The organism is Flavonifractor sp., from assembly GCF_019422385.1.
GTDB lineage: Bacteria > Bacillota > Clostridia > Oscillospirales > Oscillospiraceae > Flavonifractor > Flavonifractor avistercoris.
In genome coordinates this window covers 1-20,029 of sequence record NZ_JAHZDL010000024.1, presented here as the reverse complement: position 1 = coordinate 20,029, position 20,029 = coordinate 1, and the positions used below count along the sequence as shown (strand labels likewise).

The following is a 20,029-nucleotide window of genomic DNA, read 5'->3' as shown; positions in this document are numbered from 1 at the left end:
ACGCCCTGCGGGGCAGCCTTTCACACTATCCCTCCCTCCGAATCCTTCGGCCGGAGGGTTTATCGACAGCCTAAGGCCGGAGGGGGATTCCCCCTCCGGCCTGTCCGATTGGTTCGGTTCGGGCGGCAGTTATCTGCTGTGAGGCGCGTCCTGCCCGCATGCCGCACTTACTTCGGCACCGCCACCAGAATGCGGATGCGGCCGCCGGCGGCGCAGTTCAGATCGTCGTACCAGCCGGTGAGGCGGTAGTCCTCGTCATTGATCTCGGACAGGGTGGTCACGTAGTAGGTGTTGGAGCTGCTGCTGTCCTTGAGCAGCACCTCCATGTCGTCGGCCAGCATGTATTTCTTGTTCCCCGCCATGGCGTACAGGTCGGAGAGCTGGCTCAGGGTGACGGACTCCAACTGGCGGATGCTGCTGATGCTGCCGTTGTTGTAGATGAGGGCGATGCCCCCGTGGGTGATATTATAGTTGGTGGTGCCGCTGACGGTATAGGTCTCCCCGTCCAGCAGATAGGTGTAGGAGGCGGAAATCTCCAGATTTTCGGAGTTCACCTCGCCGTCCACCAGGAAGGCATAGGTATAGGTGTCGCCGGTGACCTGGTTGAGAATCAGGCGGTCGATCTCCCCCAGCTCATTGAGGGAGTAGTAGCTCACGTCGTCGGACTCCAGCTCGGCGCCGGCCAGCCGGTCGGGGTAGATGCGGGCGTAGCCGCCCTCGTCGTCCACGTCCAGGATCTCCACGTCATCGGCGAAGTCATAGCTGCCCAGGCTGCTCCCGTCCCGGGATACGTCGCCCTCCAGCCCCCTGGAGCTCAGGGTCCGCAGGCGGGTGGCGCCGTCCTCTATGGTCACCGACACCACCCGCCCGGCGGAGTAGGCCGAGCCGCTGTGGTAGAAGGTGCGCTGGGTGCCGTCGGTGCAGGCCACCACCGTGGTGGTCTGGACGCTGGTGCTCTCCTCACTGGTGGTGGAGCCGTCGGCGGCGCCCTTGGTGCTGGAGAGCACCACGCCGTAATAGGTCATATCGGCCTCGGCGGCGGAGACGGCCTGCACCACCTCGCCGTTCATGCCCAGCAGCAGGGTGACGGTGTCGCCGGCGGAGAAGTCCCCCTGGCTGGAGAACTGATAGACGGCGGTGGAGGTGCCCAGCTCATAGGTGCCCCCCGCCACGGTGACGGAGGTGGGGGCCGTCGTGCCGGGGGAGACGGCGGTGAGGGTGCCGGTGACCCGGTCGCTGTAGATCCACACGGTGCGCAGGTTCTCGTTGTAGTAGTACACGTCGTACTGCTGCACCGCCGACAGCTCGGAGGCCGTGCCGTTGCGGTAGACCGTGATGCCGCTGGTGGAGAAAGGCAGGCTCAGGGAGCCGGAGTCCGCCACGTAGGAGCCCTTGGTGTCGGCGGTGACCAGGGTGGAGTAGTCCACCTCCCCGTTGGTGACGGTGTAGCCCAGGGTGGTGCCGTAGACGGTGCCCTCGCTGTTTTCACTGACCAGCAGGTTGTAGAACAGGGTGACGCAGTCCTGCCGGGTCAGGGTCTCCCCCTGAGACACATCCAGATCATCCAGCAGGCCCAGGGAGCGGGCCTTGGACAGCTGGGCCTCGGGGAAGGAGCCGCTCAGGCTGCCCGAGTCAAAGCCCAGCAGGCGCAGCAGGGCGGTGCAGGCCTCCTCCAGAGTGATGGAGCTGCCGGGGCGGAAGGAGCCGTCCACGTAGCCGGTGACCCACTCCTGCTCCACCGCCAGCTGGATATAGCCGTTGGCCCAGTAGCCGCTCTTCACGTCGGTGAACAGGGAGGCCCCCTGTCCGGTGCCCACCGCGTCCTGGTAGGTGGAGGCGGCGGTCATCATCTTCACAAATTCCGCCCGGGTCACCGGGCTGCTCAGGTTCAGGTTTCCGCTCTCGTCGCCGGACAGGATGCCCAGGGCCCGGATGGTCTCCAGCCGGGTGTCCGCGTCTGCTGCCAGGGCCGGCCCCGCCAGGGACAGGGCCAGGCACAGGGCGGTAAGCAGCGAAAGAAATCGCAGTTTCAAAATGGTCACGCCTTTCGTCGTTTAGTCGTAGTGCAGCGCGTCGATGGGGTTGAGGACGGCGGCCTTCTTGGCGGGCAGGTAGCCGAACAGGATGCCGATGCCCACCGAGATGCCGAAGGCCAGGGCCACCGCCGCCAGGGTGGGGGCCTCCGCCAGGGTCTCCTCCATGAGGCGGGTGACCACCTGGGAGGCCGCGGCGGAGAGCAGATAGCCGAACAGGATGCCGAAGATCCCGCCCAAGGCGCTGGTGCAGGCCGCCTCGATGACGAACTGCTGCATAATGTACCGCTCCTTGGCCCCCAGGGCCTTGCGGATGCCGATCTCCCGGGTGCGCTCGGTGACGGACACCAGCATGATGTTCATGATGCCGATGCCGCCCACCACCAGGGAGATGGCCGCGATGCCCGCCAGCACCCCCACCAGGATGTTGATCATGCTGGTCATGGTCTCCACCATCTCCGCCATGCTGGTGACGGTGTAGTAGTCGTCGCTGGAAAAGACCTCATAGAGGGCGTTCTCCAGGGCGGCCACGCTCTGGTCGATGTAGTTCTCGTCCTTCATGGTGATCACATAGCTGCTTACCTCGCCGGAGATGCGGGAGGCGGTGGTGTAGGGCAGGTAGATGCAGTCGTCGCTGCCCCCCTCCTCCAGATCCTCATCCTGCTGGGCCAGCACTCCCACGATGGTGAAGGTCGTCCCGTATATCCGCATGGTCTGCCCCACGGCGCTGCCGCCGAAGTAGGCCCGGTCGATGTAGGCGCCGATGACGCACACCTTGGCGCGGGTGGCCATGTCGCTGTACTGCAGGCCCCGGCCGGAGGACACCTCCACCCCGGCGATGTCCAGGTAGTCCTCGCTGACCCCCTGGACGGTGGTGGAGTCCAGGGTCTCAGAGCCCACCTTGGCCAGCCCCAGCATGGTCACCGTGGGGGAGCACAGATCCAGATAGTCGCTGTTCTCCTCCACGATGTCGTACATCTCGTCCACGCTGAGGCTGCGGGTGGAGCCCCGGGAGGAGACGGAGACGGTGAGGGTGTTGGTGCCCAGGCCGGAGAAGCTGTCGGTCATATACTGCTCCAGGCCGTTGCCCAGGCCCACGATGACGATCACCGCCGCCACGCCGATGATGATGCCCAGCATGGTCAGCAGGGTGCGGGTCTTGCTGGAGAGGATGTTCTTGACGGCCAGGGAGAAGGATTCCAGGATGCTCAAGACGCCGCACCCCCCTCCGTGCCGGCGGCCCGGGGCGTCACCACCGCCTCGGGGGCGTCGGCGGGGCCGTCGTAGATCACGTGGCCGTCCTCCAGGCGGATGATGCGCTGGGCCTGGACGGCGATGGAGTTGTCGTGGGTGATGAGCACCACCGTGTTCCCCGCGGCGTGGAGCTGCTGGATGATGCCCAGCACCTCCCGCCCGGTGCGGGAGTCCAGGGCGCCGGTGGGCTCGTCGGCCAGGATCACCGACGGCTCCCCCGCCAGGGCCCGGGCGATGGACACCCGCTGCTGCTGGCCGCCGGAGAGCTCGGAGGGCTTGTGGCGGCACTTGTCCCTCAGTCCCACCATGTCCAGGGCCACCATGGCCCGCTCCCGCCGCTCCCCCCGGGGGACGCCGGCGTACATCAGGGGGACCTCCACGTTCTCCGCCACGTTGAGCTTGGGCAGCAGGTTGTACTGCTGGAAGATGAAGCCCAGCAGCTCGTTGCGGATCTCCGCCAGCTCGTTCTTGTTCATCTGGCCCACGTCCCGGCCGTCCAGCAGGTAGGTGCCGGCGGTGGGCACGTCCAGGCAGCCGATGATGTTCATGCAGGTGGACTTGCCGGAGCCGGACTGGCCCACGATGGCCACAAACTCCCCCTTGTAGATCTGGAAGGAGATGCCGTCGGCGGCCTTCACCACCGTGTCCCCCATGTAGTAGTACTTGCACACGTCCTTGAATTCAATGAGCGCCTTCATCTCAGAAGCCCCCCGGGCCGCCGCCCATGCCACTGGGCATCCCGCCGCCGCTGGGCATACTGGGCATGCCGCCGCCCATGCCGCCGGGCATGCCGCCCATCATGCCCATGTCGCTGTCCGAGGAGGTGGTGGGTATGTAGACCACCGTGTCCCCCTCCTGCAGACCGGAAGTGATCTCAATATAGCTGCCGTCGCTGATGCCGGTGGTCACCTGGACGGAGACATACTGGGAGGATTCGTCCCCGGCGGTCTCCGCGTCTCCGCCGCCCGCGGAAGTCTCCGCGTCCGTACCGTCCTCTGGCTGCTGGGCCTCGGCGCCGGCGGCGCTGGGGGAGTCGGCGGTGACCAGCACCGTGTCCCCCCGGTTGAGGGCGGCGGCGGGGATGGCAAGCACGTCCTCGGCGCTGTCCAGGGTGATGGTGGCGTCCACGCTCATGCCGGGCAGCAGCCCGTCGGTCTCGTCGATGCGGATGGTCACCGGGTAGGTGGTGGCGCTGCCGGTGGAGGTGCCCGCCACACTGACCTTGGTGACCACGCCCTCATAGGTGGTGTCCTCCACCGCGTCGGCGGTGACGGCCACGGTCTGCCCCACCTGGATGTTGGCGATGTCCAGCTCATCCACGCTGAGGGTCATGGTCAGGTAGGACAGGTCGTAGATGGTGCACAGCACCTGGTTGACCTCGGTGATCTCGCCGGCGTTGTAGTTCTTGTCCACGATGGTGCCGGTGATGGGGGCGGTGACGGTGTAGTCGTCCAGCTGCTCGGTCTGGTTCTCATAGGAGATCTGGGCGTTGCGCAGGCTCTCCTCGGCGCTCTGCACCTGGTCGGAGAGCTCCTCGCTGGTGAGCTGGAGGAGGGTCTGCCCCCTGCTGACCTGGTCGCCCTCGGCCACGGAGACGGAGGACACGGTGCCCGCGGCCTTGGCGGTGACAGTCTCCTCACCGGCATAGGCGAAGGTGCCGCCGGAGCTGCTACCCACCCCGTTGACCGTTGCCGAGGCGGACTGGCTGGTGGACAGGCCGCCGGGGTTGGATACGTCAATGGTCACATTGCGCACGATCATGTTGCCGGTGAGCACCTCGGTGTTGCCCGAGATCTCGCTGACCGTGCCGGTGAGGGTCTCAAAGGTGGAGTCCAGGGTCACCGTGGCGCTCTGGCCCACGTAGAAGCCCGCCGCGTCGTCGGCGGGGAAGGGCACCGTGAGCTCCATGGTATCCGAGTCCCGGATGGTGGCCACCTGCTGCCCGGCGGTCACCTCGTCCCCCACCTCCACGTCCAGGGTGTAGATCCGCCCGGCGGTGTCGGCGGTGACGGTGAGATCCTCCAGGCTCTCCACCGTGTTCTGATAGCTGCGCTCCGACTGGTTGAGGGAGATCTGGGCCTGCTCCAGGGAGTTGGCCGCGTCGGAGTCGTCGATGGTGTAGAGCACCGTGCCCTCCTCCACCTGATCCCCCTCCTCAAAGTCGGCGGTGAGGATGGTGCCCTCCAGCAGGGTGGTCACCGAGTAGGAGTCCGCCGCCTCCAGGGTGCCGCTGCCGGTGATGGTGGAGGTGATGGTGCGCCGCTCCACCTGGGCGGTGGTATAGGCGCTGTCCGCGGCGGCGGCGGTGTTCTGGCTGCCGCCCAGGAAGTACCAGCCCCCGCCGCCGGCGATGGCCAGCACCACCGCCAGGGCGATCAGCCGCTTCACCGGAATCCTGCGCCGCTTCCTGGGCGGGGCGCCGTCAACCGCCGCCAGGGCGCCCTCCGCCGCCTTCCCGCGCTTCCACTGCAATTTCATATCGTTCATCCGTCCTTTCCTGAAACGGGTTTCTGGTTCGGTACCTATTGTACCGGCGGAAGGTGAACATTCCCGGCGGAAAATCGAAACAAACTCGAAACAGCAGCCAAACAATGGAAAAACAAAGCAGGGGGCGCCGCGTCTGCGGCGCCCCCTCAGGCCGTCGATAAACCCTCCGTGAGGAAAAGCCTCGCAGAGTTCCTGCGGTCGCAGCCGCAGGAATAAAATCAAAATCCGTCATTTCCGGGGACATGCGCCTCGGAAATGACACTTTTCATGGCAGAAGGGGTGACTTTTTCGCAAGAAAACGAACCCCTTCCGCCATGTGAGCTTTCTCGAAAAAGCGGCTTTGCCGCTTTTTCGACACGCTCAGGGACGGTTGAGGCGGTAGCCCGCCCCCCATACCGTCTCGATGATCCTCGGGTTGGAGGGATCGTCCTCGATCTTGTCCCGGATGCGGCCGATGTGGACGGTGACGGTGGCGCTGTCCCCCAGGTAGTCATAGCCCCAGATGGCCTCGAACAGCTACTCCTTGGAGAAGACGATGTTGGGGTTCTCCGCCAGGAATTTCAGCAGCTCAAACTCCCGGTTGGGCAGGCGCAGCTCCCGCTCTCCCTTGTACACCTTCCAGCTCCGGGGGAGGATGGTCAGCTCCCCCACCGTGATGCGCTCCACATCCTGGGCCCTGCCGGACCCCACCAGCCGGTCGTAGCGGTTCAGGTGGGCCTTCACCCGGGCCACCAGCTCCGCCGGGTCGAAGGGCTTGGCGATGTAGTCGTCCGCCCCCAGGCCCAGGCCGCGGATCTTGTCCACCGAGTCGGTGCGGGCGGTGACCATGAGGATGGGCACGTCGATCTTGTCCCGCAGCTGGCGGCAGATGTCGTAGCCGTCCCGCCCGGGCAGCATCACGTCCAGCAGGATCAGATCGTACTCGCCGGACAGGGCGGCGGCCGCCGCCGCGTCCCCATCGGCGGCCAGACCGGTGGAAAAGCCGGCGATCTCCAGATAGTCCCGCTCCAGCATGGCGATGTCGTTGTCGTCCTCCACAATCAGAATCTTACGCATACAGCTCCTCCTCACAGGGCAGAGAGATCTCAAACACCAGCCCGCCGTCGTTCCAGGCCGTCACCGTGCCGCCGTGGGCCTCCACGATGTGCCTGACGATGTAAAGGCCCAGGCCGCTGCCCTCGCCGTTTTTTCCGCTGCGGGAGGCGTCCCCCCGCCAGAACTGCTCAAACAGATGGGGCAGCTGCTCCTCCGGCACGCCCCGGCCGTTGTCCGCAAAGCGCAGCCGCTCCGTGCCTCCCCCCCGCCAGACAGTGAGTGTGAGCACCAGCGGCTCCGCCCCGGCGTAGCGCAGGGCGTTGTCCATCAGATTGGCCAGCACCCGGCCCATCTGCCCGGTGTCTATGCGCACCGGGTGGGGGGCGGGCGCGCCCCGGAGGACAAACCGGCCGCCCCGCTGGGCCAGCTCCCCCTCCGTGCTGCGGATATAATCCCGGACAAACTCCCCCAGATCCGCCCGCTCAGGGGACAGGGGCAGGCTGCCCGTCTCCATCCGGGAGAAATCAAACAACCGCTGGAGCAGCACCTCCATATCGCAGGCCTTCCGGTAGGCGATATCCACGTACTGCGCCCGCTTTTCCTCCGTGCTGGCCACCCCGTCCCGCAGGCCCTTGAGGTACCCCTGCACCGAGGTGAGCGGGGTGCGCAGATCGTGGGAGATGCCGGCCACCAGGTCGGTGCGGGCCCGCTCGTAGGCGGCGTTCTTCTCCCGCTCCTCCAGCAGGTGGTGCTGCATCTGCTCAAAGGCGGCGCACACGGCGGTGAACTCGTCCTGCCCGCCGTAGCCCACCGGCCGGGTATAGTCCCCCGCCTCCACCCGCCGGGCGGCGTCCGCCAGGGCGTTCACCGGGCGCATGATGTGCTTCACCTGAAAATGGGTGGATATCAGGCTGAGGGACACAATAAGCAGGATGGCTGCGGCGCCGATGATCAGCAGGGAGAGCAGGGACGCCTCGGCCTGGGGCCGCTGCTGTCCGAAGAACTCCGGCAGATCCGGGCGGCTCATGGCTACCAGGGTATAGCCGCCGGACTGGATCCCCACCAGCAGGGCCGCGCCGTTCCACATCTCCGCCGCCTCCCCCTCCGGCCAGGAGGCGGGGATCCCGCCGTGCCGGAGCAAGTCGCTCTGCAGAGGACTCAAGGAGGAGAACACCTCCTCGCCGTCCCGGGCCGCGTAGAGGTGATAGCCCAGCGCCTCCAGCTGCAGGTTCAGCTCCTGCCAGCCGCCGCTGTCCTCCCAGGACTCCAGCAGCTCCGCCGCCTGAGCGGCGCCGGGATCCTCCTCCGGCGGGGCCTGGCTGGTATAGTGGTCGCTCACCCGGCGGATCACCTCGCTGCTGATGAGCAGAAGGGCCACCAGCGCCAGCACCACCACAATGGTATTGGTTATGAAGATGCGCCGCTTCATTACAATCACCCACGATAGCATAACGGGCAATTGTAAACGCTTGACTGAGATTTTCTAATTTTTTTGCAAACTCCTGGAAAAGCCAGGGCCCCCGGGGCGGATGCCCCGGGGGCCGCAGGTTGGGGAAATGCAAAGGGAGGGTGAGGGATCAGGTGCCAGAAGAAGAAATGGTAGCCCCGCTGTCCGGAATGTTGGTCAACGTGTACACGTAGTCGCCGTTGGATCCCTGCCTCGAAAGGCTACCGGCATTGGTGCTAAGATTGGCATCCGAGCAGGTGAACTCCAGATAGTAGGTTCCATCCTCATTCGCTTTGGAGAGGGTGGAGGAGCCGAGGCTCGCGCCGGTCTCAGCATCCCATGCAGTCACACCGCTGCTGAAGGTGACGGTGGGATTGGCTTCGAGACGTACACCGATGATCAGCTTGTTGCTGCCGCTGTCCACATCCGCCAAATCCGCGCTGTCGATTGTGTATACGCCATTCTCGTCAGCCGTAAGTTCAGTCGCAGAATCATCGCCTGCCAGCATCCAATTCACGAGCTCCAGATGATAGCCATCGGGGATCTGCACTGTAAAGGTGACATCCTCCGTGTTGTCAAAGTAGCTGTTCTCGCTGATGCCGATAATCACGTCCTCAGCATCCACGTCATCGTTACCAGTAATGACGAAGCTGCCAGTCATGGCGGAGTAGATGGCGCTCTGGGTCACGGTGATCGTGACGTCACTGCTGGTTGCTGCGGCAGGGAGGGTGTAGGTCGTGCCGCTGCCGGTGTAGGTCACCATGTCAGCCTCCAGGGTCTGGAAGGCCATCTGGGCGGCGTCCTCGCGGGAGATCACGTTGGCCAGCACTAGGTCGGAGGAGCTGATGCCCGCGTTCACGGCGTCGGCGGCCACGTTGATGGCCCAGTCGGTGCCAACATAGCCCTCAGAGTCGGCGTTGTAGCCCAGGGCCACCAGACACATCTTGGCAAAGGCCAGGCCGGTCAGCTCGCCCTCGGGATCAAAGGTGCCATTGCCGGTGCCGGCCAGGATGCCCTGCTGAGCACAGTAGCCGATATAGCCGGCGGACCAGCGGTCGGCGGACACGTCGCTGAACACCACAGAGTTGGTGGTCAGCTCCTCGGCATCCTCGCCCAGGAGCATGCGGCAGATAATGGCCGCAGCCTGCTCACGGGTCAGTGTGCCGTTAGGATCGAAGGCACCGCTGTCGGTACCCTCGAACACACCGAGGGCCGTCATGACCTGGGCCGCCTCGATGTTGGTGATTTCATCCGAATCGGTGAAATCACTGGAGCTCACAGCACTAGCCCCCACAACCATCATGCCGATGAGCATGGCGGCTGTCAGAAGCAGGCTGAGAGTCCGTTTGAGGTTTCTCATTTGGATTTTCCTCCTTCTAAAATTTGAGGCCAGAATTTCCATATTCGTCCAGTCCCCCTATAACAGGAGAATCAGAGTCGTATGACGCCCCTTGCACTGGCTCAAAAGGGAGAAATCCTGTCTAAATAACCTTCACTTCCGGAGGTTTATGCGTCTAAAAGTGATCTTGGTAGACACTTGGTAGACTCGCAAATGAGTTGTATTGCTAACAGATCCGGAGTCCGTTGCAGCACAAGGGTTTTCTGACCTGATTTGGTAGACATTACCTAAAAACACATTCCTGTACATCTGCAGACGGTTCTTCAGGCGCGAACCCACGTAGTCGGAATGGAGATACAACGGCGTGAACGACTCCCTGACTTATAAAATAAGCCGGAGCAAGTCATATATCGCTTGCTTCAGCTTGTACGGACAGTTAAAATCGATATTTTTTGCGATAAGAAAAACCCGCCGCGCAGCGGCGGACCCAAACCGAAGCCCAGCGAAGCGGGTTCGGTTTGGAAGCGGGGAGCAGCAGAATGAGCGCGCGATGAGCTTTGTAATGAAATGAAAAAGCTCGTCACAAGCGATATGTCGCTTGCGACGAGCTGGCGCAGCGGGAGGGATTCGAACCCTCGTGGGATTGCTCCCAAACTGATTTCGAGTCAGCCCCGTTATGACCACTTCGATACCGCTGCGTAAATCCGGACCATTGGCCTGGCCAATTGCCGTATGTATTAGGATACCCTATTTTTATGCTCTTGTCAATATTGCAGGATGGGCAAAAATGGGTTATAATCAACTGAACTGAGCTTGATCTGCATCTGCCTGCGAGTGGATGGAAGGGAGCAGCATGGAAGAATTAAAGCGTCGGATTTTGAGTGAGGCGGTAGTAGGCGAAGGGGACATCATCCACGTGGACATGTTCCTCAACCACTGCATGGATATGGGCCTGATGGAGCGGATGGGCGACGCGCTGGCCAAGCGGTTCCGGGGCGAGAAGATCACCAAGGTACTCACTGCGGAGAGTTCCGGCATCGCCCTGGCCTGCTTTGTTGCCCGGGCCTTGGGCGTCCCTGCGGTCTATGCCAAGCGCTTTCGGACGGGTTATATCGATCCAGAGGTCTATACGGCTGAGACCCATTCTTTTGCCTTGGACAAGACCTACACCCTGCGGGTGTCCAAGAAATACCTGACCGAGGACGATGTGGTGCTGGTGGTGGACGATATCCTGTCCAATGGCCAGGCAATTCTGAGCCTGCTGGAGCTGGTCTCCAAAGCCGGCGGCGAGGTGGCCGGCGTGGCTGTCGCCATTGAGAAGGCCATGCGGGACGGCGGACGGGTTCTGCGCCGGATGGGCCTGCGGGTGGAGGCCTTGGCCACCGTGGAGCGGGTAGAGGGTGAGCGGATTATTCTGCGGTAGAGGGATTGTCTGTGCTGAATCAAGAGATCTTTGATGAAATCACCCGGGCCAATGCCTTCGCCTCCTATAACGGGATCCGTACCTGCCAGACCGGGGACGGGACAGCGGAGGCCTCTCTGGAGATCGGCCCCCACAGCCTGAATCACTATGGCGTTCTCCACGGCGGGGCTTTCTATACACTGGCTGACTGTGCCGCCGGCGCCGCCTGCCGGACAGACGGACGGAAATATGTGACCCTCCACGGCAGCATGGATTTTATCCGCTCAGCAAAAGTGGGACACGTCACTGCCCGCGCTGCGGTGAAGCACCGGGGCCGCACCACCTGCCTGGTTTTGGTGGAAATCTCCGGCCCTGACGGCACGGTATATGCCAGCGGTCACTATACCTTCTTCTGTACGGGACAGATGCCAGCACACAACAGCACCGCCCCATAAATTCTCTCCCCCGTTATATGCCAGCAGGCGCCCATGGATTCTCCATGGGCGCCTGTTTCCGTCCGGGGCTCTATGCTTCCGCTCCGGAGAGAAGGGCCAGCGCGTCCCCGATGTCGGCGGAGATCCCGATGCCGCGCCGCCGCAGGCCCCGGGGGACAAAGGACTCCCCCCGGTTGATGCAGGCATAGACCGCATTTCGGTTTTGCATCGTCATCTGCCAGAAGGGGTACTTGATGATCACCGGGGTGTTGCCGCCCACACCCAGCTCCAGGAACAGCACCCGCGCCCCCCGGTGTCGCCGGAGAAAGTCCGCGTACCGCCCGGCGGCCGCGTGCCAGCCCTCGTCCTCCACAAAGGTGCCGTCACACCGCAGGTTCATGGCCATGGGGCGGCCGCACCTGGGGCAGCGGGGCACCAGCTCCGGGGGCACCCGCATGTCCCGCTGCTCCGCCGCCATGCGGCGCACGGTCTCCTCGTTGTCGTAGGTCTCCTGGTGGCAGGGCTGGGAGCACTGCCACAGGCCGTAGTCCCCCTGGGTGTAGAACAGCCGCTTCTTGTCGAAGCCCGCCATCTGAAACTGGTGATCCACGTTGGTGGTGAGGACAAAGCAGTCCCTCTCCCTCACCAGGGCCAGCAGGGCCTCATACACTGGGCGGGGGGCCTTTTCATAGCGGTTGAGCAGAATCTGGCGGCTCCACCAGGCCCAGTACTCCTCCAGGCTTTCAAAGGGGTAGAAGCCGCCGGCATACATATCCGGGATGTGGTATTTGGCGATGAAGTCTCCAAAGTGCTCCTCAAACCGCGCCCCGTCGTAGGTCAGCCCCGCCGAGGCGGACAGGCCCGCGCCCGCGCCCACCACCACGGCATCCGCCCGGTCCAGCGCCTCCCGCAGGCGGTCAACCTCCTCCGAGCAGGCTCCGGTAGATACGCTCGTCAAGCTTCTGGAAAACATTGAAGATCACCCTCTGGATGGAAGTATTGCGGCGGAGGAAGCCGGTGACGGTGTCCACCGCAATCCCGGCGGCCTCCCGGTTGGGGAAGCGGAACTCCCCGGTGGAGATGCAGCAGAAGGCCACGCTGTGCAGGCTGTGCTCCGCCGCCAGCTCCAGGCAGGCGCGGTAGCAGGAGGCCAGCTCCTGCCGGTTCTCCCCGGTCACCCGTCCCCGGACGATGGGCCCCACGGTGTGGAGCACGTACCGGGCGGGCAGGTTGTAGCCCTCTGTCAGCCTGGCCCGTCCGTTGGGCTCCGGGCGGCCCTGCTCCGCCATGATGCGGCGGCATTCCTCCCGGAGCTGGAGCCCCGCCGCCGAGTGGATGGCGTTGTCGATGCACCCGTGGCAGGGGACAAAGCAGCCCAGCAGCCGGCTGTTGGCGGCGTTGACAATGGCGTCCGCCCGCAGCCGGGTGATGTCCCCCCGCCAGAGCGCCAGCCGGGGCTCGGCGGGAACGGCGGGCAGGGCGGCCCTGTCCACCACGCCCCGCGCCTCCCGCTCGGCGGAGAGCAGGGCGTCCTGCACCGCCAGGAAGTCCGGCGCCAGGGGCATGGGCGGCCGCACGTTCATCAGGGCGCGGAGCAGCCGCCGCTGAGCGGCCTCGTCCGCGGGGCATTGTGCCGCCGCCTCCCGGTACTGGGGCAGCTCGGCCAGCAGCCTCCGGTTGAGAAATTGGATCTGTTCCATGCGGTTCACGGCTCCGTCCCCCCTATCCCAGCCGCACCACCGCCTGCACCGGGCAGTGTGCAAGGCAGCTGCCGCAGTGGAGGCAGTTCTCCGGCCGGATCACATAGGGGCTGCCCGGATCGATGGCCCCCTGGGGGCATGCCCGCCGGCAGGCGCCGCAGCCGATGCAGGCGGCGGAGATCTCATAGCCCTTGGGGCGGATCTGCCCCCCGCCCACCGCATAGCTCTCCCGGAAGATAGGGCTGACCCCCAGGTTGAAATACTCGATGGTGAAGTCCCGGATACAGAAGATGATCCCGATGTCCCGGGTGTCCCCGGGGTAGACGTTGGACAGATAGGGCTGCTCCTCAAAAATGAGATCCCGCCATTTCTCCTGCTCCTCCGCCGGCACCGGCCTTGCCGTCCCGGACAGGCGGAGCATCTCCTTGTATCTGGTATAGCCCAGCACCTGCACCCGGCCGTCCCGCAGCAGCTCCCGGCAGAAGTTCTTGCCCCGGGCGGTGAAGAAGTAGAGGGCGTTTTCCTCGTAGTGGATGGCGCTGATGTTGCGCACCTGGGGCCCGCCCGATTCGTCCACCGTGGCGAAGGCCAGCACCCCCACATAGCCCAGCTTTTTCAGACAGGTTTCCGCGTCCATGCTGCCACGCCTCCTCCGATTCCACAATGCGGATTCGCCCGTCCCGGACGGGCTTTGGGCCGGGATAGGGCCCGTCCGCATAGCCCAGCAGGACGAAGCACCGGGGGATATAGCCCTCCGGGATGCCCCACGCCTGCATCAGCACTCTCCCCTCCGGGTGGTCAAAGGTCTCCTCCGCCCGGGCCACGATGCAGGAGGAGATGCCCAGCTCACAGGCCGCCAGCGCCATGTTCTCCGCGCAGCAGAAGGCGTCCGGTATGCTGTAGAGGAAATCCTCCTGGGCGAACACTACGCACACCGCAGGCGCGCCGTAAAAGCCGTTGCGGATGGAGGGGTCGTCGATGGCGCTGGGCTGCTCCCGGGAGACAAAGCCTCCGGCCAGGCGGCTCCGGTCAAACCGGGCCAGGTTCCAGCGCCCCAGGCGCCCGGCCAGCGCCCGGCTGCGCACCCCGCAGAGGATCGTCCGCTGCCCGCCGCCGGCGTTGGGGGCGCAGGCCCGGCCTCCAGGATCTGCCGCAGGGCCTCCTCCGGGATCTGCCTGTCCCGGTATTTCCGGATGGAGCGGCGGCGGTGGATGGCCTCCAGCGCGGTCATGCCCCCACCTCCTTCCAGCACTGGGGATCCGGGGCGTACATGTCCCCGTGGTACCCGGCCGCAACGGCGGGGCAGCCCCGGCAGAACCGCAGCAGCTCGCACCTGGCGCACTTCTGGAAGTTCTCGTACACCCGGTACCGGTCGAACTCCGGCCCGGTGAACAGGTCGTAGAGATCGTCGGTGAGGGCGTTTCCCACCCTGCTCTCCATCCGGCGGCAGGCGTACACCGCGCCGTCGGAGAGGATGGTCAGGTGGCAGTTGCCGCAGTTGCAGCCGTCGTAGACCACCCCGTCGTCGGGATATTGGCTGGGATCAAACAGGCCCTTCTCATACTGGAACAGCGTCCACAGGTGATCCTTCAGGTTGAAGGTGGTTTCGCACCCCTCCGCCTCGTAGTGCCGGAACTTCTCCCAGCACTGCTCCAGCATGTCCCGGTACTCCTCCGGGGAACAGCACACGTCCCGATCCTTCGGAGAGGGGCAGTAGCGGGCAAAGGCGAAGATGTCCGCCCGATGGGCCACCACCTCGTCCACCAGGGCGGGGATATCCTGCACATTCCAGCGGGACACCGTGGTCATGATGGCCGAGTCGATGCCCGCCTCCCGCAGCATGGGGATGGCCGCCATGGTGGCGTCGTAGGAGCCGGGCTGCTGGCGGATGCCGTCGTGGGTCTCCCGCAGGCCGTCCAGGGAGAGCTGGTATTTCCGGCAGCCGCAGTCCTTCATCCGGCGGCAGGCCTCCGGCGTCAGGTGGAAGGGGTTGCCCATGATGGTGAAGGGGATGTCCGCGATGCGCAGAATCTCCAGCAGCGTCCAGAACTGGGGGTGGAGGATAGGGTCGCCGCCGGTGATGTAAAAGTAGGGAAGCCGCCCCGCCTTCTCACAGAAGGTCTGGCAGTTCCGGATCACCGTCAGCATGTCCTCCAGGGCCATCTCCTGAAACCTGGCGTGGCTGCCCAGGGCGTAGATATAGCAGTGGCGGCACCGCTGGTCACAGGCCTCGGTGATGTGCCACTGAAACGCAAAATACTCCATGTCTGATCCCTCGCTTGGAAGTGCGTCCCCGCGGGCCGTGGCCCGCGGGGAGGTCTGGCTGTATCCTTACTTCTTGTCGCCGGTGCCGCAGGCGGTGCCACAGGCCGCAGGCTTCTTGTCGCCGCTGCCGCAGGCCGTTCCGCAGGCTGTGGGCTTCTTGTCGCCGCTGCCGCAGGCCGTCCCGCAAGCTGTGGGCTTCTTGTCGCCGCTGCCGCAGGCCGTTCCGCAGGCCGCGGGCTTCTCTTCCCGATCCCTGCCGAGGCTGAACAGATTCTTCAATGACATGATAAAAACCTCCTTGTGCGGCGTATGCCGCTCCTGATAACCGGATTGTAGCAGTCCTTCCGTCTTTTGAAAAGTACGCACAATAATGTGGCATAGTTACCGGCCGGTAACAATTAAGCGGTTTCCGGCGGGTAACCATTCAGGAGCCCCAGTGCTTTGCGGCCCGCGGCCGGCCGGAAAAAATCTTTACCTCCCGCCGGACGCGGACCCGGCGTGCAGCGGCACCAGCTTGTCGGCCAGGCCGTCCAGGAAGGCCCGGTCGTGCTCCACCAGAAGCATGGCGGGGTGATATGCCTGCAGCAGCCGCTCCAGCTGCATGCGGGAAAACACGTCGATATAGTTCAGCGGCTCGTCCCACACGTACAGGTGGGCGCTCTGGCACAGGCTGCGGGCCAGGAGCACCTTCTTCTTCTGCCCGGCGCTGTAGTCGGCCATGTCCTTGTCAAACTGGGCCCGGGAGAAGTCCAGCTTGCGCAGGATGGCCTTGCACAGGGTCTCGTCCACGCCGCTGTCCCGGAGAAAGTCCCGCAGGGAGCCCCGCAGGAAGGAGGCGTCCTGGGGCACCCAGGACACCACCAGCCCGGAGGCCAGGGCAAACAGGCCGGTGTGGGGAATGTCCTCCCCGCAGGCCAGCTTGAGCAGGCTGGACTTGCCGCAGCCGTTGCGGCCGGTCAGGGCCGCCACCTCCCCCCGCTCCACGGTGAAGGACACGGGGGCGCACACCGGCCCGTTCCCGTAGTCGGGGGCGGCGTCTCTCGCCTCCACCAGCCGGTTCTTGGGGTGGGTGAGGGGGTGGAGCTTCAGCTCCTCCGCCAGCTCGATGTTTTTCAGCAGGGCGGATTTGGCCTGTACGGCCTCCTCCCGGCGGGCCTGGGCGGCCTTGGAGCGCTTCATCATCTTGGCGGCCTTGTGGCCGATGTAGCCCCGGTCGGGCCGCAGGCCGGCGTTCCGGCTGCCCTTCTTGGTGGCCTCCACCCGGTCAGACCAGGAGGCGGTGCGCCGGGCGGCGTCCTCCAGCCGGCCGATCTCCTTTTTCAGCCGGCTGTTCTCCGCCCGCTCCCAGTCGTCCCGGGCCTGCTTGTCCCGCCACCAGGCGGAAAAGTCCCCCTGCCGCACCTCCACGTCCTTCTTGTTGATGGCGGCGATGTGATCCACGCAGCCGTCCAGGAAGGCCCGGTCGTGGGAGATGAGCAGGAAGCCCTCCTTCCGGGACAGCCAGCGGCTCACCAGCTGCCGCCCCTCCAGATCCAGATGGTTGGTGGGCTCGTCCAGCAGGGGGAAGGCGCCCTCCCGCAGGAAGAGGACGGACAGGAGCGCCTTCACCTGCTCCCCGCCGGAGAGGGTGGAAAAGGGCCTGTCCAGCACTCCCTCGTCCACCTCCAGAGCGGCCAGCTCCCTGAGGAGCCGCCACTCCTCCAGGCCGGGCGCCAGCTCCTCCAGCACGGCGCGGGTGTCCGCCTCCGGATGGGCCACCCTGGGCGGGAAATACGCCAGCTCCGCCGGCGCGGAGATGGCGCCGCTGTACTCGTACTCCCCCAGGAGCAGCCGCAGCAGGGTGGTCTTGCCCCGGCCGTTGCGGCCCACCAGGCCCAGCCGCCAGCTGGTGTCCAGCCGGAGATTGAGCCCCTCAAAGACGTTGTCAAAGCTGCCGGGATAGGCAAAGGTCAGATTGCGAATCTCAATGAGAGACATGGTGCATCACCTCAATATGCAAAAATGGGCGCAGGAGGATCCGGCCTCCCGCGCCCACTTTGTCCAAAAAGGGTGCAAAAAGGGGAAGCGCGCTCACATAACCCTCCTGCCGGCGCACGACGAACCGGACGGCCCCAGGGGCCGCCTCCGCGTGCATGGACAGTTCAGGTTATTTGCGCATCTTCCCAGCTCCCATCGTTTTTTTGATCGCCCACAGTATAGCAGGGCTTCCGCCGTCTGTCAACCGCCTCCGCGCGCATTTCCCCCTGCGGCGCGCATAGGATAGAGGGAGAGACCGGGAGAGGGGGCGGCGGCATGGAGCGGTTTTCTCTGGACGGCGGCCGGGGGTGGCTCACCGTCCGGGAGGAGAACGGGCGGGCGCGGATTGAAGCGGAGCTGCCCGACGACCGGCGCGGGCTGTACAAGGGCTGGCTGCTGGGGGCGCATGGGCGGGCCCTGGCGGGCACCTTTGTGCCCGAGGGGGGCGCGCTGAAGCTGTGGCGCACCCTGTCCCTGGACGAGCTCCGGCGGCAGGGGGCGTGGCCCCCCGCCGGTGCGACCGCGGAGCTGGCCTTTGCCGCCGGAGCCGTCCCCGGGCGGGAGGCCACCGCCCCGCCGGGGGGCTGGCAGTGGGAGCCCAGCCCCGCCAGGCGGATGGGGGAGCCCCTGCTGGCCCGGGCCGCCGGGGAGCGGCGGGCCCTGTACCGGCCGGAGGAGGGCGGCTTCTCCCTGGCCTACCCCTTTGACCCGGCGGCGCCCTTCCCCCTGACGCCCCTGTTCTGCTTCGCCTCCGTCCGGCGGCTGGGCGGGGCGTGGTACGCCGTGTTCCCCTTCCGCCCCGGCGGCTGCCCCAGGCCGCCTGAGCCGGACGCGGCCGGGGATTTGAGTTGAAACCGACGCCGAACTGTGGTAAACTGTCTCTACTTGACCAATATAGGGAGGCAGATGAGATTGCAAAAGAGAAAGACACTGCTGGCGGTGGTGATCCTGGTGATCGTGGCCGCCGCGCTGGTGCTGGTGTGGCGCCTGACCGCCCCCACGGGGGAGACGGGCACCAAGACCGTGACGGTGCAGGTGGTTCACGGAGACGGCACCGCCAAGGACTTCACCCTGGAGACCGACGAGGCCTATCTGGGCCCCGCCCTGGTGGCCGGCGGCGTGGTGGAGGACAATCAGGGGCCCTACGGGCTGTATATCCTGGTGGCCGACGGCGAAACGGCGGACGAGGGGGCGCAGGAGTGGTGGAAGCTCACCCAGGACGGTGAGATGATCAACACCAGCGCGGACACCACCCCCATTGCCGACGGCGACCACTTCGAGCTGACCTTCATGGTGGGCTATGACGAGTTCTAAAGGGAAGCCCATGGGGGCCAGGGAGCTGGTGCTCCTGGCCCTGCTGGGCGCCCTGCTGTGGGTAAGCAAGATGGCCCTGGCCTGGCTGCCCAACATTGAGCCGGTGTCCCTCCTGCTGGTGGTGTACACGGTGGTGCTGGGCTGGAGGGTTCTGGCCCCGCTGTATGTCTATGTGGCCATGGAGCTGCTGATCTGGGGCATCGGCTTCTGGTCGATCTGCTACACCTACGTGTGGCTGGTGCTGGTGCTGCTGGCCATGGTGTTCCGGCGGATGGAATCCCCCCTGGGCTGGGCGGTGCTCTCCGGCGCCTTCGGCCTGAGCTTCGGCGCCCTGTGCGCCCTGGTGTACTGGGTCAGCGGCGGCTGGGCCTTCGCCCTGTCCTGGTGGGTCAGCGGCATCCCCTTCGATCTGCTCCACTGCGCCGGCAACTTCGCCATGGCGCTGGTGCTCTTCCGGCCCTGCAAAAACGTCCTGACCCGCCTGATGCGGCAGCGGTGAGCGCCGCACTCCGTATGAAAAAGAAAAAGCCGTGCCCGGGCATATGCCCGGGCACGGCTTAAGGCTGTCGATAAAACCTCCCGCCGAAGGATTCGGAGGGAAGGATAGTGTGAAAGGGAACCGTCAGGGTTCCCTTTCGCGTTTAATCCAACAACTTTTTGAAACTTTTTTGAAGTTTCAAAAAGTTCAGCAGCGTGTCGAAAAGACTTTTTCGACACGCTAAAACCGTGCCCGGGCATATGCCCGGGCACGGTTTTTTGGTTTGGTTGGGAAACCGGATTACTTCAGCTCCACCTTGGCGCCGACCTCTTCCAGCTTCTTCTTCAGCTCCTCGGCCTCGTCCTTGGAGACGCCCTCCTTGATGGCCTTGGGGGCAGCCTCGACGGCAGCCTTGGCCTCGGCCAGGCCCAGGCCGGTGATCTCGCGGACAGCCTTGATGACCTTGATCTTCTCGGCGCCGACCTCGGCCAGCACCACGTCGAACTCGGTCTTCTCCTCAGCAGCGGGAGCGGCAGCGCCGCCGGCGGCGGGAGCGGCCATAGCAGCGGCGGAGACGCCGAACTCCTCCTCCAGAGCGTGGACGAGCTCGGAGAGCTCCAGAACAGTCAGACCCTTAACCTCTTCGATGAGGGCAGTGATTTTCTCAGAAGCCATGATAGGTAACCTCCTATGAAATAAATATTTTTTTGAATGTTTGATGCGGGGATATTACTCGGCAGCCTCGGCAGCCGCCTCGGCGGGCTCCACGGAGCCGCCCTTCTGCTCGCAGATGGCCTTGATGACGATGGCCAGGCTGGTGATGGG

18 protein-coding genes, 1 tRNA gene and 2 pseudogenes are annotated in these 20,029 nt (G+C 65.0%); 5 read left to right on the top strand and 16 right to left on the bottom strand.

What is annotated here, in order from left to right; all coding sequences use genetic code 11:
* Positions 1–167 precede the first annotated feature (167 nt).
* The 8 genes and pseudogenes from QZ378_RS05125 to QZ378_RS05090 form a co-directional block, all read right to left on the bottom strand.
* Positions 168–2,033, bottom strand: coding sequence for an S-layer homology domain-containing protein (locus QZ378_RS05125; RefSeq protein ID WP_291257527.1), 1,866 nt, complete (start codon positions 2,031–2,033; stop codon positions 168–170).
* A gap of 21 nt (positions 2,034–2,054) precedes the next feature.
* Positions 2,055–3,245, bottom strand: coding sequence for an ABC transporter permease (locus QZ378_RS05120; protein WP_291257526.1), 1,191 nt, complete (start codon positions 3,243–3,245; stop codon positions 2,055–2,057).
* A complete protein-coding gene (locus QZ378_RS05115) occupies positions 3,242–3,985 on the bottom strand; it encodes an ABC transporter ATP-binding protein (RefSeq protein WP_291257525.1) in 744 nt (247 codons plus the stop codon). Before QZ378_RS05115 ends, QZ378_RS05120 begins: the two co-directional genes overlap by 4 nt.
* A gap of 1 nt (position 3,986) precedes the next feature.
* The gene (locus tag QZ378_RS05110) at positions 3,987–5,765 is read right to left on the bottom strand and encodes an HlyD family efflux transporter periplasmic adaptor subunit (protein WP_291257524.1); all 1,779 of its coding nucleotides are present in this window, start codon (positions 5,763–5,765) and stop codon (positions 3,987–3,989) included.
* A 369-nt stretch (positions 5,766–6,134) separates the two neighbouring features.
* Positions 6,135–6,830 (bottom strand): annotated as a pseudogene (locus QZ378_RS05105) (response regulator transcription factor).
* The gene (locus tag QZ378_RS05100; protein WP_291257523.1) at positions 6,823–8,238 is read right to left on the bottom strand and encodes a HAMP domain-containing sensor histidine kinase; all 1,416 of its coding nucleotides are present in this window, start codon (positions 8,236–8,238) and stop codon (positions 6,823–6,825) included. Before QZ378_RS05100 ends, QZ378_RS05105 begins: the two are co-directional and overlap by 8 nt.
* 148 nt (positions 8,239–8,386) lie before the next feature.
* Positions 8,387–9,616 (bottom strand): S-layer homology domain-containing protein, encoded by a 1,230-nt coding sequence (locus QZ378_RS05095; RefSeq protein ID WP_291257522.1) that lies wholly within the window; start codon positions 9,614–9,616, stop codon positions 8,387–8,389.
* A 588-nt stretch (positions 9,617–10,204) separates the two neighbouring features.
* Positions 10,205–10,293, bottom strand: a tRNA-Ser gene (locus tag QZ378_RS05090).
* Between the two features lie 155 nt (positions 10,294–10,448).
* On the opposite strand from QZ378_RS05090, the gene QZ378_RS05085 reads away from it, so the two are divergent.
* Positions 10,449–11,018, top strand: coding sequence for a xanthine phosphoribosyltransferase (locus tag QZ378_RS05085; protein WP_291257521.1), 570 nt, complete (start codon positions 10,449–10,451; stop codon positions 11,016–11,018).
* A gap of 11 nt (positions 11,019–11,029) precedes the next feature.
* The gene (locus tag QZ378_RS05080) at positions 11,030–11,452 is read left to right on the top strand and encodes a PaaI family thioesterase (protein WP_191378617.1); all 423 of its coding nucleotides are present in this window, start codon (positions 11,030–11,032) and stop codon (positions 11,450–11,452) included.
* 70 nt (positions 11,453–11,522) lie between these two features.
* On the opposite strand, the gene QZ378_RS05075 is transcribed toward QZ378_RS05080, so the two are convergent.
* The 7 genes and pseudogenes from QZ378_RS05075 to abc-f all read right to left on the bottom strand — a co-directional run bounded on the left by QZ378_RS05075 (position 11,523) and on the right by abc-f (position 17,373).
* On the bottom strand, positions 11,523–12,389 hold the full coding sequence (locus QZ378_RS05075; protein ID WP_366935131.1) for a Sir2 silent information regulator family NAD-dependent deacetylase: 867 nt from the start codon (positions 12,387–12,389) through the stop codon (positions 11,523–11,525).
* Positions 12,349–13,140 carry a protein-ADP-ribose hydrolase gene (locus QZ378_RS05070; protein ID WP_291257519.1) on the bottom strand — a complete coding sequence of 264 codons (792 nt, stop codon included), beginning with the start codon at positions 13,138–13,140 and terminating at the stop codon, positions 12,349–12,351. The genes QZ378_RS05075 and QZ378_RS05070 overlap by 41 nt, the downstream gene beginning before the upstream one ends.
* A 13-nt stretch (positions 13,141–13,153) precedes the next feature.
* Positions 13,154–13,768 (bottom strand): 4Fe-4S binding protein, encoded by a 615-nt coding sequence (locus QZ378_RS05065; RefSeq protein WP_191529746.1) that lies wholly within the window; start codon positions 13,766–13,768, stop codon positions 13,154–13,156.
* A gap of 91 nt (positions 13,769–13,859) precedes the next feature.
* A pseudogene (locus QZ378_RS05060) lies at positions 13,860–14,362 on the bottom strand (nitroreductase family protein); the annotation flags it as partial.
* On the bottom strand, positions 14,359–15,396 hold the full coding sequence (acgM, locus tag QZ378_RS05055) for a radical SAM/SPASM domain protein, ACGX system (RefSeq protein ID WP_191378612.1): 1,038 nt from the start codon (positions 15,394–15,396) through the stop codon (positions 14,359–14,361). The gene acgM and the pseudogene QZ378_RS05060, both read right to left, overlap by 4 nt.
* A gap of 66 nt (positions 15,397–15,462) precedes the next feature.
* A complete protein-coding gene (locus QZ378_RS05050) occupies positions 15,463–15,681 on the bottom strand; it encodes an ACGX-repeat peptide (protein ID WP_291257518.1) in 219 nt (72 codons plus the stop codon).
* 186 nt (positions 15,682–15,867) lie between these two features.
* On the bottom strand, positions 15,868–17,373 hold the full coding sequence (gene abc-f / locus QZ378_RS05045; protein WP_291257517.1) for a ribosomal protection-like ABC-F family protein: 1,506 nt from the start codon (positions 17,371–17,373) through the stop codon (positions 15,868–15,870).
* 315 nt (positions 17,374–17,688) lie between these two features.
* On the opposite strand from abc-f, the gene QZ378_RS05040 reads away from it, so the two are divergent.
* The 3 genes from QZ378_RS05040 to QZ378_RS05030 are packed head-to-tail and all read left to right on the top strand — an operon-like array spanning position 17,689 to position 19,225.
* Positions 17,689–18,264, top strand: a complete 576-nt coding sequence (locus QZ378_RS05040; protein WP_291257516.1) for a hypothetical protein — start codon at positions 17,689–17,691, stop codon at positions 18,262–18,264.
* A gap of 60 nt (positions 18,265–18,324) precedes the next feature.
* Complete coding sequence (locus QZ378_RS05035; protein ID WP_291257515.1) at positions 18,325–18,726, top strand: DUF4430 domain-containing protein; 402 nt, start codon at positions 18,325–18,327, stop codon at positions 18,724–18,726.
* Positions 18,713–19,225 carry a hypothetical protein gene (locus tag QZ378_RS05030; RefSeq protein WP_087237081.1) on the top strand — a complete coding sequence of 171 codons (513 nt, stop codon included), beginning with the start codon at positions 18,713–18,715 and terminating at the stop codon, positions 19,223–19,225. Before QZ378_RS05035 ends, QZ378_RS05030 begins: the two co-directional genes overlap by 14 nt.
* A gap of 279 nt (positions 19,226–19,504) precedes the next feature.
* Here QZ378_RS05030 and rplL read toward each other — a convergent pair whose 3' ends face one another.
* A complete protein-coding gene (gene rplL / locus QZ378_RS05025) occupies positions 19,505–19,879 on the bottom strand; it encodes a 50S ribosomal protein L7/L12 (protein WP_065534595.1) in 375 nt (124 codons plus the stop codon).
* Positions 19,880–20,029: the final 150 nt, after the last annotated feature.

Excerpts from the sequence above, each read along its gene's own strand:
- abc-f (WP_291257517.1), bottom strand. The coding sequence starts at position 17,373 with ATGTCTCTCATTGAGATTCGCAATCTGACCTTTGCCTATCCCGGCAGC.
- rplL (WP_065534595.1), bottom strand. The coding sequence starts at position 19,879 with ATGGCTTCTGAGAAAATCACTGCCCTCATCGAAGAGGTTAAGGGTCTG.
- QZ378_RS05115 (WP_291257525.1), bottom strand. The coding sequence starts at position 3,985 with ATGAAGGCGCTCATTGAATTCAAGGACGTGTGCAAGTACTACTACATG.
- QZ378_RS05040 (WP_291257516.1), top strand. The coding sequence starts at position 17,689 with ATGGAGCGGTTTTCTCTGGACGGCGGCCGGGGGTGGCTCACCGTCCGG.
- QZ378_RS05030 (WP_087237081.1), top strand. The coding sequence starts at position 18,713 with ATGACGAGTTCTAAAGGGAAGCCCATGGGGGCCAGGGAGCTGGTGCTC.
- QZ378_RS05095 (WP_291257522.1), bottom strand. The coding sequence starts at position 9,616 with ATGAGAAACCTCAAACGGACTCTCAGCCTGCTTCTGACAGCCGCCATG.
- QZ378_RS05100 (WP_291257523.1), bottom strand. The coding sequence starts at position 8,238 with ATGAAGCGGCGCATCTTCATAACCAATACCATTGTGGTGGTGCTGGCG.
- QZ378_RS05065 (WP_191529746.1), bottom strand. The coding sequence starts at position 13,768 with ATGGACGCGGAAACCTGTCTGAAAAAGCTGGGCTATGTGGGGGTGCTG.
- QZ378_RS05085 (WP_291257521.1), top strand. The coding sequence starts at position 10,449 with ATGGAAGAATTAAAGCGTCGGATTTTGAGTGAGGCGGTAGTAGGCGAA.
- QZ378_RS05050 (WP_291257518.1), bottom strand. The coding sequence starts at position 15,681 with ATGTCATTGAAGAATCTGTTCAGCCTCGGCAGGGATCGGGAAGAGAAG.
- acgM (WP_191378612.1), bottom strand. The coding sequence starts at position 15,396 with ATGGAGTATTTTGCGTTTCAGTGGCACATCACCGAGGCCTGTGACCAG.
- QZ378_RS05110 (WP_291257524.1), bottom strand. The coding sequence starts at position 5,765 with ATGAAATTGCAGTGGAAGCGCGGGAAGGCGGCGGAGGGCGCCCTGGCG.